Annotated in this window: 17 protein-coding genes; 14 read left to right on the plus strand and 3 right to left on the minus strand. The window is 40.3% G+C overall.

Features of this window, described 5'->3' with window-relative positions; genetic code table 11:
* Both E7413_00005 and E7413_00010 read left to right on the plus strand, forming a co-directional pair.
* A partial coding sequence (locus E7413_00005) for a hypothetical protein (GenBank protein ID MBE7018248.1) occupies window positions 1–1,051 on the plus strand: 1,051 nt, incomplete at its 5' end.
* 246 nt (window positions 1,052–1,297) lie between these two features.
* Complete coding sequence (locus tag E7413_00010) at window positions 1,298–1,879, plus strand: hypothetical protein (GenBank protein MBE7018249.1); 582 nt, start codon at window positions 1,298–1,300, stop codon at window positions 1,877–1,879.
* Between the two features lie 74 nt (window positions 1,880–1,953).
* Here E7413_00010 and E7413_00015 read toward each other — a convergent pair whose 3' ends face one another.
* The 3 genes from E7413_00015 to E7413_00025 form a co-directional block, all read right to left on the minus strand.
* Window positions 1,954–2,223 carry a zinc-binding protein gene (locus E7413_00015; GenBank protein MBE7018250.1) on the minus strand — a complete coding sequence of 90 codons (270 nt, stop codon included), beginning with the start codon at window positions 2,221–2,223 and terminating at the stop codon, window positions 1,954–1,956.
* Window positions 2,224–2,308: 85 nt separating this feature from the next.
* Window positions 2,309–2,869, minus strand: a complete 561-nt coding sequence (locus E7413_00020; GenBank protein MBE7018251.1) for a sigma-70 family RNA polymerase sigma factor — start codon at window positions 2,867–2,869, stop codon at window positions 2,309–2,311.
* Window positions 2,870–3,036: 167 nt separating this feature from the next.
* The gene (locus E7413_00025; protein MBE7018252.1) at window positions 3,037–3,582 is read right to left on the minus strand and encodes a hypothetical protein; all 546 of its coding nucleotides are present in this window, start codon (window positions 3,580–3,582) and stop codon (window positions 3,037–3,039) included.
* Between the two features lie 427 nt (window positions 3,583–4,009).
* Here E7413_00025 and E7413_00030 point away from each other — a divergent pair, with 427 nt between their 5' ends.
* From E7413_00030 to E7413_00085, 12 genes are all read left to right on the plus strand, one after another.
* Window positions 4,010–4,798 carry a class II aldolase/adducin family protein gene (locus E7413_00030; protein ID MBE7018253.1) on the plus strand — a complete coding sequence of 263 codons (789 nt, stop codon included), beginning with the start codon at window positions 4,010–4,012 and terminating at the stop codon, window positions 4,796–4,798.
* 99 nt (window positions 4,799–4,897) lie between these two features.
* On the plus strand, window positions 4,898–6,562 hold the full coding sequence (locus E7413_00035; protein ID MBE7018254.1) for a propanediol/glycerol family dehydratase large subunit: 1,665 nt from the start codon (window positions 4,898–4,900) through the stop codon (window positions 6,560–6,562).
* A gap of 69 nt (window positions 6,563–6,631) precedes the next feature.
* The gene (locus E7413_00040) at window positions 6,632–7,288 is read left to right on the plus strand and encodes a propanediol/glycerol family dehydratase medium subunit (GenBank protein MBE7018255.1); all 657 of its coding nucleotides are present in this window, start codon (window positions 6,632–6,634) and stop codon (window positions 7,286–7,288) included.
* Between the two features lie 12 nt (window positions 7,289–7,300).
* Window positions 7,301–7,915, plus strand: coding sequence for a diol dehydratase small subunit (locus E7413_00045; GenBank protein MBE7018256.1), 615 nt, complete (start codon window positions 7,301–7,303; stop codon window positions 7,913–7,915).
* 27 nt (window positions 7,916–7,942) lie between these two features.
* The gene (locus tag E7413_00050; protein ID MBE7018257.1) at window positions 7,943–9,796 is read left to right on the plus strand and encodes a diol dehydratase reactivase subunit alpha; all 1,854 of its coding nucleotides are present in this window, start codon (window positions 7,943–7,945) and stop codon (window positions 9,794–9,796) included.
* Window positions 9,793–10,743, plus strand: coding sequence for a cob(I)yrinic acid a,c-diamide adenosyltransferase (locus E7413_00055; GenBank protein ID MBE7018258.1), 951 nt, complete (start codon window positions 9,793–9,795; stop codon window positions 10,741–10,743). Before E7413_00050 ends, E7413_00055 begins: the two co-directional genes overlap by 4 nt.
* An 18-nt stretch (window positions 10,744–10,761) precedes the next feature.
* Window positions 10,762–12,207, plus strand: a complete 1,446-nt coding sequence (locus E7413_00060; GenBank protein ID MBE7018259.1) for an aldehyde dehydrogenase EutE — start codon at window positions 10,762–10,764, stop codon at window positions 12,205–12,207.
* Between the two features lie 39 nt (window positions 12,208–12,246).
* On the plus strand, window positions 12,247–13,470 hold the full coding sequence (locus E7413_00065) for a theronine dehydrogenase (GenBank protein ID MBE7018260.1): 1,224 nt from the start codon (window positions 12,247–12,249) through the stop codon (window positions 13,468–13,470).
* Window positions 13,471–13,503: 33 nt separating this feature from the next.
* The gene (locus E7413_00070) at window positions 13,504–14,001 is read left to right on the plus strand and encodes a BMC domain-containing protein (GenBank protein ID MBE7018261.1); all 498 of its coding nucleotides are present in this window, start codon (window positions 13,504–13,506) and stop codon (window positions 13,999–14,001) included.
* Window positions 14,002–14,053: 52 nt separating this feature from the next.
* Window positions 14,054–14,332 (plus strand): BMC domain-containing protein, encoded by a 279-nt coding sequence (locus E7413_00075; protein MBE7018262.1) that lies wholly within the window; start codon window positions 14,054–14,056, stop codon window positions 14,330–14,332.
* Between the two features lie 84 nt (window positions 14,333–14,416).
* The gene (locus E7413_00080; GenBank protein MBE7018263.1) at window positions 14,417–14,689 is read left to right on the plus strand and encodes a BMC domain-containing protein; all 273 of its coding nucleotides are present in this window, start codon (window positions 14,417–14,419) and stop codon (window positions 14,687–14,689) included.
* Between the two features lie 47 nt (window positions 14,690–14,736).
* The gene (locus E7413_00085) at window positions 14,737–15,015 is read left to right on the plus strand and encodes a BMC domain-containing protein (GenBank protein ID MBE7018264.1); all 279 of its coding nucleotides are present in this window, start codon (window positions 14,737–14,739) and stop codon (window positions 15,013–15,015) included.
* Window positions 15,016–15,064: the final 49 nt, after the last annotated feature.

The raw sequence follows: 15,064 nt of genomic DNA on the forward strand, positions 1-15,064 counted from the left end.
TCTACAATACTATGTTTTGCAATCTAGAAGGTCAGTTCCTTTCGAGTTTTCAAAATCCACTTGGGATAAAGACTTGTTTATTTCACACTCTCAGATGTTGGATAATCAAAGAAGTTCATCATTAAAACATTTTGAAGCTCGCATCTTTCAAATAGAAAAACAAAAAGATGAATTCGATCTTATTTTGTCTAAAGTGTTAGGAAACGATTTTTCCTGGACAATAGAACAGAGAGATAGTGGGCAATATTATATAAAATATTCTACAAATGGTATTTCGCATAGTAGCGAAGGTGTTGGCGATGGTATATGGAGTATTTTTACAATCTGCGCAGCACTTTTCGATTCGAAGAGTAATGAAACTATAGTTGTTGATGAACCAGAGCTTTCGGTACACCCAAGATTACAGAAAAAATTAATGGAGATATTTCTGGAGTATTCTACAACGCGACAAATAATTATAAGTACGCATTCTCCATATTTTATAAATTGGAATGTGATTACGAATAATGCAAATCTTATCCGTGTAACAAAAGATAATCAAAATTCAGTTTGTTTTAGTATTTCTGAAAACTGTCGAAAACAATTTAAGGGGATATTAAATGATATAAACAATCCTCATACTCTTGGATTGGATGCAAATGAAGTATTCTTTCTTGATGATGGTATAATACTTGTTGAGGGACAAGAGGATGTTGTGATTTTAGATAGAATATCAAAAGAATTGGAAATAAAAATAGAAGGGACATTTTTTGGGTGGGGCGTTGGTGGTGCTCCAAAGATGGAAGCCTTTTTATATCTGTTTAAAGATTTAGGATATAAACGTGTTGTTGTAATTTTAGATGGTGACAAAAGCAATGAAGCTGAAATGTTGTCTAAGAAATTTTCGGAAAACAATTATAAGTTTATAACATTAGTAGAGGATGATATTAGAGACAAAAAAGATAGGAGTATTAAAGGAAAGGTAGGAATAACTTTTGAAAATGGGAAACTCAAAGATAAGTATATAGAATATGCGCAGAAGCTAATTATGGACATAAATTCTGCACTGTAGATAATTGCTAAATTTAATATAATAGTTTGCCGATAAATAATATTTACATATCGGGAGCAGGAAAATCTTTTATTCCTGTAGGTTCTAAGGAAAAGTGTTTAAGAAAAATCCAGTGAAAAAATAGAGGAAAGTTAGTAGGTCCTATTATTCACTGTTCTCCTGACTTGACACGAGCTACCTCGAAAAAGGGCTGCATCTAAACCTTGTGTGTCGCAATAATTCTGCGAAAGGGAATGGAGGGATAACATGAATGCTACAACCAGAAATGATTATGAAAAAGTGATAAAAAGTTTAAATATATCGATGGATTCGGAGGAAAAATGTATTGATGTGTATCATAAAAACAATTGGGATAGATTCACTATGCATTTTTGTGAAGAGACAGAGAATAAATGTCCATCATATATTGATTTTTTCTTTGACGCAAAAGAAATGGTAGACTTTTTAAAAACTTTTATAGAAAAAGGAAAATTTGAGAAGTGTTATGTTGCATCCCGCTATAATGGAAGGTATAAGCTTAAATTTATTGATGATGATGTGTGCAAAGATATCTATGATGAGTTTAAAAAATTACTGAATTCCTTAGGCTTAAAAATTAATACAAGTTGTGCAATAGAGATGGACAAAACAGAAATTTTAAATTGGTGTGATAGAATTAGTATTGGTGCTTTTTCAGGGGTATCAGAATATGTAATTGTTATACCGGAATTAGAGATTATTATTAACCCACATCACCATATGAACTATCTTATATATTCTAATAATACAGAAGAATTGTTCACAAAAATTGCTGTTGATATTAGTGGTGAAATAGCTTGTTATTATTAACGTAAGCACAAGGTATCATATCATTAGAAACAAAAACCCGAATGCTTTTGCATTCGGGTTTTTCGTTTATGAAATTATTCAGCAGCTTTGATTTCTTCAAAACATGCGCTGCAATATACAGGTTTATCATCTCTGGGGATGAAGGGAACTTTTGCTTCGCCGCCACATTTTGCGCAAACAGCGGTGTGCAGTTCTCTTTTTGCTCCTTTTCTTGCAGTTCTGCAATCTTTACATCTGGAAGGTTTGTTCTGGAAACCTTTCTCAGCGTAGAATTCCTGTTCACCTGCAGTGAATACAAATTCTGCACCACAGTCTTTACAGATTAAAGTTTCGTCTTGATACATGGGGATACTCTCCTTAGTAAATATATAAAAATTTTTTTTAGCCTTTGCGGGATTGAACCGGACCTTTTGACGTTGCGGGGGCAGTTTAGAGAAACAGGGGCGCTGCCTTCTTTTTAATTCTCTGCAAAGCATTGTCAATTGATTTTGGCGTTTTACCAAGGACAGTTGCAATTTCTTTGTAGGTCATACCGGAACTTACAAGATAAAGTACCGAAAGTTCAAATTTACTTAACACTTCTCTCAGTTTTTCATTGAGCATATGAAAGTCTTCGTTGTCAAAAAAGGCTTCTTCAGGGCCACCTGTTTTCAGCTCTTTCCATATAGTTTCATCAGCTTCAATGGAAACAGACTGATTCAGAGGTGCATGCTTTTTTCTGAGAGAGTTTTTGATAACTGTTTTTAAACGAAGCACAATGCAACGTTTAGCAAATATTTCAAAGGGGACTTCCTTGTTTGCATCGTAGCTTTTTACTGCTTGAAACAAACCGATCATACCTTCTTGCATCAGGTCATCTCTGTCAGCTCCGCTTAAAAAATATTTGAATGCCATTGTGCGAATAAAAGGTTTTAGTTCCAGGAAAATTTCTTCCAACGCCTTTTCGTCTAATTGTTTCGCTTTTTCGATGAGTGTTGAATCCATTTCCATAAGACAGAATAATCCCTTTTATAAATTATACAGTTATTATTGCATAAATTTATAAAAATGTCAAGTATTTTTCTCCAAGATTTACAAAAAAATATTCGAATAAAAGTTTCGCATTGTGATATTTTTACAAATTCCGACAAAAAATATGATGATAATCACCAAAGTGCTTATCGGAAGGACTCTAAAATCTCTAAAAGTTCATATTCTGAGTTTACGGAAATTCCGGAAGAGAGGATTTTTTTATCTTCTTCGGTCAGCACAGTAGAGTTGATTTTTTCTTCCATTATGATTTCATCGGGTGTGTTTTTTCTGGTTACTGTAATTTTATTGTCTGCGAGAGTTAACAGAAAATGTTCATCACATTCTGAATCTGATTTTTCTTCCGCTTCAATTACATTCTCTTCAAATCGAATGATATGCCAATTTGGATGAAACGAGTGACAATCTTTTTGTGTTTTCCCTCGTAATTGTTCCGGGATGGGGAGTAATCTGCTCTGCTGATGTCCACAAGAATATAAGGTGGTGAGCTTAAGAGTGGCGGTTCGTAACAACTTAGTGGATGATGTGGATTTTGAAACTTCGGTTGCAGGCATGGGAAATGGAGTAAAACATATAACCAGTGTCAACAGTAACAATAAACATACGATGGAACAGATCATTATGCGCTTTTTTTTTCTTTTTTTTCGGTATTCATAATAGTAAGGCGGAAACATTATATCACTTCCTTTGTTTCATTGTTTCCAAAAAGCGAAATAATATACCTTTGTTGGATTTTATATTATGAATTTTGTGGATTTTGGAAATACTATGGATGTTATTTCTGCTTCTGTTTTTCTTTTTTTAGCAAATTAGCTGTAAATTATGGATTTTTCTTTGTTGAAAACGGACAGAAAACAAAATAAAGCAGAGGTTCTGTTTGAATGCATAAATATATGTGGAAAATTTTAAGAAACCAACCAAAAAGAAGGTTTGCTTCCATATTGTGAAAATGCTGTATTTCCAATGGTTTATTTAGGTTTGAAAAAAACTGTTCAAAATCCGAAAAAAAATGTGGAAAGCTATTGACAAAAACAAAAAAAAAGAGTATAATACAGACAAAAACAAAAATAAACACAGAAAAAGGGGTTTTTGATTATGGCTATGATGAACGAGTACGAAATCAAAAAAGAAATGTGTGAAGTCGGCAGAAGAATTTATATGAACGGCTTCGTTGCCGCTAACGACGGTAATATTACAGTGAAAATTTCCGACAATGTATTTTTTGCAACTCCCACCGGTGTATCCAAGGGTTATATGACTCCTGATATGATCATCAAGGTTGACGGAGAAGGTAAAGTTCTGGAAGGAAAATTAAAACCCTCCAGCGAATTAAAAATGCATTTAAGAGTATATAAAGAAAGACCGGACGTAAGAGCAGTTGTTCACGCTCATCCTCCCACGGCTACCGGTTTTGCTATCGCAGGTGTTCCGCTGGATAAATACACCATGCCCGAAGCAATCATTTTCTTAGGTACTGTTCCGATTGCAAAATACGGTACTCCTTCTACCGATGAAATTCCGGATGCAGTTTCCGAACATTTACAGAGCTACGATGCATTCTTACTGGAAAACCACGGTGCATTAACCGTTGGTAACTCCTTAATGAACGCATACTTCAAAATGGAAACCTTGGAATTCTATGCTAAGATTTCCTTAAATGCAAGATTATTAGGTGGCGAACAGGAATTAACCTGTGACCAGATTGATAAATTAATGCAGGTGAGAGCACAGTTTAAAGTACCCGGCAAACATCCCGGTTGCAAAAAATGTGAAAAGAACGGAACTCCTGAATGTAAAGAAGCACAGAGACTGGCGAAAAAAGAAGATAACCCGGATGCAGCTCTGGTTGCAGAAATCACCCAGAAAGTTCTGGCAGCAATGGGCAAATAATCCATTTGATTCATTCGCTATACTATTATATATAATAGAAAGGAAAGGTCTGACCGGAATACCGTTTGTATTTTCGTAGGACGAATATGGTGAACACTTATGAAATCCAATCGATTTAAAGTGCTGGGGCAAAGACCTGTCCATCAAGATGGGTTTATGAAGGAATGGGAAGAAGTTGGCTTTGTTGCCATGGATTCCAAATATGATCCCAAGCCCTCTTTGAAAATCGAAAACGGTATCATCGTGGAAATGGATGGTAAACGTCGTGAAGAGTTTGACTTTATCGACAGTTTTATTGCAGATCATGCCATTGACTTATCTGTTGCAGAAAAAGCCATGGCGATTGATAGTTTGCAGTATGCCAGAGATTTGTGCGATATCAATACCGATAATAAAGAGCTAAAAAAATTGTTCTCCGGTTTGACCGCTGCAAAGCTAAAAGAAATCATGAACCACATGAACGTGGTTGAAATGATGATGGCAATGCAGAAAATGAGAGAAAGAAAAACTCCTTCTAACCAATGTCACGTCACCAACTTAGACGATAACCCGGTGCAGATTGCCTGCGATGCCGCAGAAGCAACCTTCCGAGGCTTTGACGAAACCGAAACCACCGTAGGGATTGCCCGGTATGCACCCCTTTGCGCAGTTGGTCTTTTCATCGGATCTCAGGTTGGACGTCCCGGCGTTTTATCCCAGTGTGGGGTAGAAGAAGCTGTGGAATTGAAGCTTGGTATGAAAGGGTTTACCACCTATGCGGAAACCATTTCCGTATATGGAACCGAGAAAGTATTTATTGACGGGGACGACACCCCTTATTCTAAAGCATTTTTAGCATCTGCCTATGCTTCTCGCGGAATGAAGATGCGTTGTACCTCCGGTACAGGCTCCGAAGTTCTGATGGGAAATGCAGAAAAGAAATCTATGCTTTATCTGGAAATCCGTTGTCTTCTGGTTATCAAGGGAGCAGGGGTACAGGGCACTCAGAATGGTGCAATCAGTTGTATCGGTATCACGGGCTCTGTGCCTTCCGGTATCCGTTGTGTGCTGGCAGAAAACTTGGTTGCTGCTCAGCTTGGTTTGGAAGTTGCTTCCGGTAATGACCAGACCTTCTCTCACAGTGATATCAGAAGAACTGCAAGAATGTTAATGCAGATGCTTCCCGGAACTGACTTCATTTTCTCCGGATACAGCTCCATTCCCAACTATGACAATATGTTTGCAGGTGCAAACTTTGATGCGGAAGACTTTGATGATTATAATGTCCTGCAGCGTGACTTGAAAGTTGACGGCGGTCTTCGTCCTGTATCGGAAGAAGATGTCATCAAAGTTCGTATGAAAGCTGCAAAAGCAGTACAAGCAGTATTTGCTTGTTTGGGATTCCCCAAAGTAACTGACGAACAGGTAGAACAAGCCGTTTATGCTCACGGCAGCAAAGATATTACTGCAAAACGTAATGTCAATGAAGATTTAGCCGCTGCTCAGAAATTAGTAGATGGCGATATCACAGGTGTAGACATTGTGCAGGCACTGAACAATTCAGGCTTCCACGATGTGGCAGTATCGGTATTTAACATGTTAAAACAACGTTTATCTGCCGACTATCTGCAAACTGCATCCATTTTAGATAAGGATTTCGGTGTATTAAGCTCCGTGAACCATCCGAACGATTACAACGGACCCGGTACCGGCTACCGTGTTTCCGGTGAACGTTGGGAAGAAATCAAAAACATTAAGGATACCTTAGATCCTACCGTTATTTAGAAAATAAAAAGAAAGGATTAGTGCATTTTTAAGTTTTCAAAATCAAATAAAAATGTATGTGGTATCAGTATGGAATATAATGAACAACTCATAAAAGAAGTTACCAGACAGGTTATGGCAGCGATTCAGAATGCGGAAGTTGTATCTGAGCAGCCGAAAACTGTTTCCAAATCAAACGGAAAACGACTGACCATCACCGAAAACGGCGATGCTCCCAAAGGAGTAAGCCCTTCCGAAGTGGTAATCGGTCTGGGTGCTTCCTTTTCCAAAGATATGTTTGAAACCATGTCAGGCGTGAGCCATTATGATTTGGTCCGTGAAATTGCGGCAGGGGTAGAAGAAGAGGGAATGACCCCCAGATTTATCCGGGTGTATCACACTTCCGACGTTGCCTTTATCGCGTTGACCGCGGCTAAATATTCCGGCTCCGGCATTGGCGTTGGGATTCAGTCCAAAGGGACCACCACCATTCATCAGAAGGATTTATTCCCGCTGACCAATCTGGAATTATTCCCTCAGGCGCCGCTCATTACTTTAGAAATTTACCGTAAAATCGGTAAAAATGCGGCAAGATATGCAAAAGGACAGTCTCCGGAACCCATCAGCGTGATGAATGATTGTATGGTACGTCCTAAATTCCAGGCGAAAGCGGCACTTTTACACATTAAGGAAACCGAAAATGTGGTAGATAAGAAACCGCCGGTCGCTTTAAACATTGAATTTTAAGGGGTGACAGTGATGGATGTAAATATTTCTGAAATTGTAAAAGCTGTTGCCGAAAAAATTCAGGCAGAAACAGGAAACGGTGGGATTTCAAGCTCTGAGGTCAATGAAATTCTCAAAAAGATTGAAACTCCTCAGCCGAAAAAAACAGAAAAAACTGCGGATGAAATTGCTAATGAATTGACTAAAAAAGTCCTTCAGGATATGAAAGGCGGAAACGTTTCTTCAAGTGGTGGTTACACCTATCCCTTGGCAAAAAATCATCCTGACTTATTAAAATCCAAAACCGGGAAACCTTTTTCCGAAATTACCTTTGATAATGTGATTCAGGGAAAAGTAATCCATGAGGATTTTAAAACCAATGCGGACACCTTGCTGATGCAGGCAGAAATTGCTGAAAAAGCAGGCAAAAAACAGTTTGCAGGTAATATGAGAAGAGCTGCTGAGCTGACTCGTGTTCCCGATGAAGAAGTGTTAAGGATTTATGACAAGCTTCGTCCCAACCGTGCCACTAAGCAGGAACTCTTAGATATTGCAAATGAGCTTCGTACCAAATATCAGGCAAATATTACCGCCGATTTGGTGGAAGAAACCGCTAAGGTTTACGAAAAACGCAACATTTTATTATAAAATAGCAAAAAGAAAGGAGAAAAAATCATGGCTAATCGTGACGTTGTTGCCGGTGTTGACATCGGAAACTCCACAACCGAAGCGGTGCTGATGAGAGTACGTGACGGCCACTGTGATTTTCTCTCCTATGCTATGATTCCCACCACAGGTGTGAAAGGAACACGAGAAAATAAAACGGGTGTGATTGCTGCCTTAAAGCAAGGAGCAAAAGATGCAGGTTTATCGCTTTCGGAAATTGACGAAGTGCTCATTAACGAAGCAACTCCCGTTATTTCTGAATTATCCACAGACGTGATTTCCCAGACCACCATTATTGGTTCCGTGATGATTGGGCATAATCCTGATACTCCTGGCGGTAATGGAATTGGCGTAGGGTATACTCACGATGTAAAGTCGTTGCATCTTTGCAATAAAACTGACGATTACATCGCAGTGGTAGATGCATCTGTGGACTTTGAAGAAGCGGCAAAATTGATTAACCGTGCTTTTGATGACGGAATTTCCGTAACAGGAATTATCTGTAAAAAAGATGACGGCGTGTTGATTGCAAACCGTCTTAGTGTAACCTTACCGATTGTGGATGAGGTGATGCAGATTGAAAAAATTCCCTTTGGAAAATTGGCAGCCGTTGAAGTTGCATCCGAATCAGGCACCATCAAAGTGTTATCTAATCCTTACGGAATTGCAGGAATCTTCAAATTGACGCCGGAAGAAACCAAAAGCGTCATTCCCATTTCCAAGAGTTTAATCGGACTTCGGTCCGGCGTTGTCATCAATAATGATGAAGGCGGCGTAAAAACTCAGGAAATTCCGGTTGGTAATATTTATATTTACGGAACCGGCGGTGATTTCAGTGTTCCTGTTTCTCAGGGAGCAGATAAGATTACAGAAACCGTTTTAAAAAGTGGCGATATTTTTGATATTGCCGGTGAAAAAAACACAAACACGGGAAACTCCTTTGAACGGATTAAACGCCGTATGGCAGACTTAACCGGTCAAATGGCAGATTCCATTAAAATATCTGACCTTTCCGCAACCGATACCTTAGCACCGATGAAGGTGTCCGGCGGTTTGGCAAATGAATATGCCATGGAAAGTGTAGTGATGCTTTCCTCTATGGTAAAAACCTCACATCTTCCCATGAAGCAGATTGCAGACGTGGTAACCGATGAAATCGGTGTAAACGTTTCTATTATGGGAAAAGAGGCAGATAATGCAATTATCGGTGCATTAACAACTTCCGGTGCAGATACACCATTAGCGATTTTAGATTTGGGCGGCGGCTCTACCGATGCTGCTTTGATGGATCAACAAGGAAACATCAAAAGCGTGCATACTGCAGGGGCAGGAGAGATGGTTACCACCATCATTGATTTGGAACTTGCTTTGTCTGACCGAGACACGGCGGAACTGATTAAGAGGTACCCCTTAGCAAGGGTAGAAACCTTCAATATGCTCCGTTTTGAAGACCAGACGGTAAAATTCACCAAGGAGCAGTTACCTCCCGAACTTTATAAAAGAGTTGTAATTCTCACCGAAGATAAAATGATTCCCATTCGGAAAAAGAATCTGACAATGGAACAGATTACAGTAATCCGAAAGGAAGCAAAACGAAAAGTATTTGTGCAAAACGCACTGAAAGCTTTAACTAAAATCGCACCTGACGGAAACTTAAGAAACATTCAGTTTGTGGTTATGGTAGGCGGTAGTGCTTTGGATTTTGAAGTGCCCGACCTCATCAATGAGGCACTTTCCAAATATAATATTGTGGCAGGCCGGGGAAATGTGTTAGGAAAATTCGGTCCCAGAGCCGCAGTTGCAGCTGGCCTTGTGTTAGGTCAGTATTCCAAACAGATGAGATTGGGAGGTGAGAGCGTTTGATTTATACCAAAAAAGGAGACGAAGGATACTCCGGAAATTTTAAAAATACCAGATATCCGAAGGATTACGTCTTATTTGATTTGCTTGGTACGATCGACGAGCTTTCATCCCACTTAGGACTTGCCAAAACCGAATCTATTGAAGTGGTTGGTGATACAATCACCGCTCTGCAAAAAGAATTCATTTTACTGATGGGTTCGATTGCAGGTAGTCAACCATTTGACACCAAGCAGGCAACTCTGCGACTGGAAAAATTGATTGATGCCTTTTCGGCAAAAATTACTCGTGATGGTAAATTCACCATCAGCGGACAGACAAAAGGTGGTGCTCACTTAGATGTGGCACGAACCGTTGCCCGCCGAGTAGAACGAGAAGCGGTAAGAGCTTCCAAATTGTTTTTGGTGAAAAAAGAGGAGTTATCTTATTTTAACAGATTATCCGATTTGCTTTATGTGTTAGCAAGGTATCAGGATCAGCTCTATGTACCAAAGGATGAAAAAATCATTATATATGATAAGCCAAATGATGGCACGTTCAATATGAAACTGGCAGAAAATCTTTGCCAGACGGTAATCAGTCGTGCCAGAGAAATGGGCGTTAAGGTTGTCTGTGCCGTTTGTGACGGTGGTGGAAACCTGATGGCGATGCTACGTGATGATGATGCATATATTGCAAGTATCAATGTGGCTCAGAATAAAGCATACACAGCAGTCAGCTTGAAAATGCCCACAGAAACATTGGCGGGACTCACCAAACCCGGTGATTCTCTCTATGGAATCCAGCATCAAGACAGCCGATTGGTAGTGTTTGGTGGGGGAATTCCTCTCATCATAAATGATGTGATCGTAGGTGGTTTTGGTGTCAGTGGCGGAAGTTTAGAACAAGATACCGCATTGGCAGCTTACGCCAAAGAAGTTTTTCAGAACATTACGAAAGTGAATGAATAAAGAAAGGATGTGTTCAAAATGAACGAACAACAGATTGCAAGCATTGTTGAACAGGTAATTAAAGGAATGGCTGCCAAAGGTGCCGCTCCGAAAGCATCCGGTAAATATAAAGGTGTTTTCTCCACCATGGAAGAAGCATTGGAAGCAGCAAAAACAGCTTATAAACTGTTTCGTGGCTACTCTGTAGAACAGAGAGAAAACATGATTACCAAAATCAGAGAAAAAATTATGGCAGAAGCCGAAACCATGGCTAAAATGGGCGTGGAAGAAACCGGTATGGGCAGAGTGACTGATAAAATCATCAAACACACTCTGGTTGCAGAAAAAACTCCCGGCACCGAAGATTTACAGCCTAGAGCATACAGTGGTGATACGGGCTTAACCTTAGTGGAAATGGCTCCCTTTGGATTAATCGGAAGTATCACTCCTACTACCAACCCTTCTGAAACTGTTCTTTGTAACTCCATTGGGATGTTGGCAGGCGGTAACTGTGTTGTATTTAATCCTCATCCGAGAGCAATCAACACTTCCAACTATGCGGTAGACTTAATCAACCGTGCAGTATTAGAAGCAGGTGGTCCTGAAAATGTGGTAGTATCTGTTACCAAACCTACCTTGAAAACTGCTGACGCTATGATTAAATGCCCCGACATTAAATTGTTGGTGGCAACCGGTGGCCCCGGTGTTGTTAGAACACTGCTTTCCTCCGGTAAAAAAGCAATCGGTGCAGGTGCAGGAAACCCGCCCGTAATTGTAGACGAAACTGCCGACATCAGAAAAGCGGCAAAAGATATCGTTGCAGGTGCAAGCTTTGATAACAATCTGCCCTGTATTGCAGAAAAAGAGTGTTTTGCTGTAGAAAGTATCAAAGACGAGCTGATTCACTATATGACTCAGAATGGTGCATACTTGCTGAAAAATAAATCCGATATTGATAAATTAGTAAATGTTGCATTAACTGTGGAAGAATGCAAACAGGGCGAAGGATGCTCCGACAGACCGAAACGTAAATTGATGCTCAATAAAGATTGGGTTGGTAAAGATGCAAACCTGTTCTTAGAAGCAATTGGTATTACCGATGCTCCCAAAGATACCCGCCTGATCATTATGGAAACCACCGAAGATCATCCCTTTGTATCCGAAGAATTGATGATGCCGATTTTACCCATCGTGTCTGTAAAGGATGTTGACGAAGCAATCCGTTTGGGCGTGAAATACGAACACGGCAACCGTCACAGTGCTCATATGCATTCCAAAAACATTGATAACTTAACCAAATTTGCAAGAGAAGTGGAAACCACTATCTTTGTAAAAAATGCACCTTCCTATGCAGGTATCGGTGCAGGCGGTGAAGGTCACACCACCTTTACCATCGCAGGACCCACCGGCGAAGGTATTACCTCCGCAAGAAGCTTCACCCGTCAGAGAAGATGTGTTCTGGTGGACGGCTTCAGAATTATTTAGTTTAAAAATTCAGTATATATAGAAAGAGGGATCGTTAAGATGGAAATGAACGAAAAAGCGATTGAATCAATCGTAAAACAAGTTTTAAACAACTTAAACGGCGGTTCTGATTGCAGCTGTGGCGGAAATTGCACTTGCGGAAAATCTGCAGGTCCCATTCCCAAAACTGCAAAAGCCGCAATGCTCACCTCTTTGGAGCATTACGATATCAAAGAGTTTCCCATTCCTGAACTTGGTGACGACGATATCTTAGTCAAAGTAGAAGGCTGCGGTATCTGCGGAACTGACGCTCACGAGTTCAAACGTGACCCCTTCGGCTTAATTCCCGTGGTATTAGGTCACGAAGGTACCGGCGAAATCGTGAAAATGGGTAAAAATGTGAAAAAAGACAGCGCAGGCAAAGCTTTAAACATCGGTGACAAAGTTGTTACCTGTATGATTTTTAAAGATGACCCCAACATCACTATGTTTGACTTAAACAAACAGAACGTTGGTGACGGTGCAGACGTTTACGGTTTAATTCCCGACGATGATATTCACCTGAATGGTTGGTTTGCTGACTATATGGTAATCAGAGGCGGTTCCACCGTATTCAATGTATCTGACTTAGATTTAGAAAGCAGAATCTTAATCGAGCCTGCTGCCGTTTTAATCCATGCAGTAGAACGTGCAAAAACTGTTGGTATCTTAAGATTCAACAGCCGCGTGGTTGTTCAGGGTTGCGGACCCATCGGTTTGTTATGTATCGCAATCTTGCGTACCATGGGTGTTGAAAACATCGTTGCAGTAGACGGTGAAGAAAAGAGATTACAATTTGCAAAAGAAATGGGTGCAACTAAATCCGTTAACTTTAAAAACCATAAAGGTATTGATGAGTTAACCAACGCTGTGAAAGATGCATTCGGCGGTTACTATGCTGATTTTGCATTCCAGTGTACCGGTTCTCCCATCGCTCATTCCAATGTATATAAATTCGTAAGAAAAGGCGGCGGACTGTGCGAACTTGGTTTCTTCATCAATGGTGGAGATGCTACTATTAACCCTCACTTCGATATTTGCGCAAAAGAACTGACTGTTGTTGGTTCCTGGGTATATACTTTACGCGATTATGCAACCACCTTCGATTTCTTAAAGAGAGCTCAGGGCATCGGTTTACCGATTAAAAAGCTGATTACTCACAAATATCCGCTTTCCCAGATTAATGAAGCTCATCAGACCAATCTGAAGATGGAAGGCTTAAAAATCGCCATCATCAATGAATAATCAGAGTGAATCTGAATATAAGGAGGATTTACAATGAATGCATTGGGAATGGTTGAGGTTTTTGGGTTCACTACCGCAATCGTTTGTGCTGATGCTGCTGCCAAAGCAGCTGCGGTAAAAATTATTGCGCTGGATACCACAAAACCTGCCAATGGCGATAGCGCGGAAGTTCCCTTGGTAATGATTGTGAAAATGGAAGGTTCCGTTTCTGCAGTAACCGCAGGTGTTGCGGCTGCAAAAGCGCAGGCAGAACAACGAGGACTCTACATTGTATCACACATCATTTCCCGTCCCGGACCGGATATTGACAAACTGGCTTATCTGTGCAAGGTGGGAAATGAACCTATCGGAAAAAAATCCGCAAAAAAAGCAGAGTCGAAAATTGAAAAAACTTCTGAAACAATCGCACCGGTTGTTTCGGAAGCAAAAGCAGAAACATCCCAACCGGTAGCAAATGCACCGAAAAAAAGAGGACGTCCTGCAAAGGCGAAACCTGCTGAAGATCCCGAACAGCAAACAATCGGGGAATAACAATTGTTAATAAAAATTATTATAAAAGGCCAAAGGCCAGGAGGATTTAAAAATGAATTTTGAAGCATTAGGTATGGTTGAAACCAGAGGTTTAGTAGCTGCAATCGAAGCAGCTGATGCAATGGTAAAAGCAGCAAACGTTACCTTAGTTGGTACCGAAAAAATCGGTTCCGGTTTGGTAAGCGTTATGGTTAGAGGCGACGTTGGTGCAGTAAAAGCTGCTACCGAAGCTGGTTCTCAGGCAGCTGCTAGATTAGGCGAAATCGTTGCTGTACACGTAATTCCCAGACCCCATGGCGACGTTGAAAAAATCTTACCCGAACTGAAGTAAGATAAATCCTTGACTCTATCGAACGGATGTCTCTCGCTCCGTTTGGAGTGAGAGATAATCCCGTAGTGAAAGGAGAACGAACAAATGGAAGCAATCGGCTTATTGGAAGTGCAGGCATTAGCCGCAGCCATCGAAGGCTTAGACGCTATGTTAAAGGCCGCAAATGTAAGATTGGTTCATATTGAACGTCGTCTTGGTGGCCGTTTGGTGACTATGGTTGTTGCAGGTACTGTATCCGCTGTAACTTCTGCAGTGGAAGCCGGTCGTGTGGCGGCTGCCCGGATCGGTAATGTGAAATGTTGTGAAGTAATTGCAAGACCTCATGAAGAGGTTACCAAATTCCTCACAGATTTCTAAATCCAATTTCGTAAAAAACAAAAATATAAATTATGGAGGTATTCGTAATGAACTTTGAAGCTTTAGGAATGGTTGAAACCAGAGGTTTAGTAGCTGCAATCGAAGCAGCTGATGCAATGGTAAAAGCAGCTAACGTTTCCTTAATTGGTACTGAAAAAATCGGTTCCGGTTTAGTAAGCGTTATGGTTAGAGGCGACGTTGGTGCGGTTAAATCTGCAACCGAAGCTGGCGCTGAAGCTGCTGCAAGACTGGGCGAAATCGTTGCTGTTCACGTTATTCCGAGACCGCACGGTGATGTAGAAAAAATTCTGCCCCAGATTAAATAATTGCATTTTTGAACATTGATGCAGGTGGTGCACGGTCTTTTTTAGGCCG

The sequence above is a fragment of the Oscillospiraceae bacterium genome, from assembly GCA_015068645.1.
Lineage (GTDB): Bacteria > Bacillota > Clostridia > UMGS1840 > UMGS1840 > SIG452.

Excerpts from the sequence above, each read along its gene's own strand:
- E7413_00010 (MBE7018249.1), top strand. The coding sequence starts at position 1,298 with ATGAATGCTACAACCAGAAATGATTATGAAAAAGTGATAAAAAGTTTA.
- E7413_00070 (MBE7018261.1), top strand. The coding sequence starts at position 13,504 with ATGAATGCATTGGGAATGGTTGAGGTTTTTGGGTTCACTACCGCAATC.
- E7413_00030 (MBE7018253.1), top strand. The coding sequence starts at position 4,010 with ATGATGAACGAGTACGAAATCAAAAAAGAAATGTGTGAAGTCGGCAGA.
- E7413_00040 (MBE7018255.1), top strand. The coding sequence starts at position 6,632 with ATGGAATATAATGAACAACTCATAAAAGAAGTTACCAGACAGGTTATG.
- E7413_00050 (MBE7018257.1), top strand. The coding sequence starts at position 7,943 with ATGGCTAATCGTGACGTTGTTGCCGGTGTTGACATCGGAAACTCCACA.
- E7413_00080 (MBE7018263.1), top strand. The coding sequence starts at position 14,417 with ATGGAAGCAATCGGCTTATTGGAAGTGCAGGCATTAGCCGCAGCCATC.
- E7413_00060 (MBE7018259.1), top strand. The coding sequence starts at position 10,762 with ATGAACGAACAACAGATTGCAAGCATTGTTGAACAGGTAATTAAAGGA.
- E7413_00045 (MBE7018256.1), top strand. The coding sequence starts at position 7,301 with ATGGATGTAAATATTTCTGAAATTGTAAAAGCTGTTGCCGAAAAAATT.
- E7413_00065 (MBE7018260.1), top strand. The coding sequence starts at position 12,247 with ATGGAAATGAACGAAAAAGCGATTGAATCAATCGTAAAACAAGTTTTA.
- E7413_00075 (MBE7018262.1), top strand. The coding sequence starts at position 14,054 with ATGAATTTTGAAGCATTAGGTATGGTTGAAACCAGAGGTTTAGTAGCT.
- E7413_00025 (MBE7018252.1), bottom strand. The coding sequence starts at position 3,582 with ATGTTTCCGCCTTACTATTATGAATACCGAAAAAAAAGAAAAAAAAAG.
- E7413_00035 (MBE7018254.1), top strand. The coding sequence starts at position 4,898 with ATGAAATCCAATCGATTTAAAGTGCTGGGGCAAAGACCTGTCCATCAA.
- E7413_00085 (MBE7018264.1), top strand. The coding sequence starts at position 14,737 with ATGAACTTTGAAGCTTTAGGAATGGTTGAAACCAGAGGTTTAGTAGCT.
- E7413_00020 (MBE7018251.1), bottom strand. The coding sequence starts at position 2,869 with ATGGAAATGGATTCAACACTCATCGAAAAAGCGAAACAATTAGACGAA.
- E7413_00015 (MBE7018250.1), bottom strand. The coding sequence starts at position 2,223 with ATGTATCAAGACGAAACTTTAATCTGTAAAGACTGTGGTGCAGAATTT.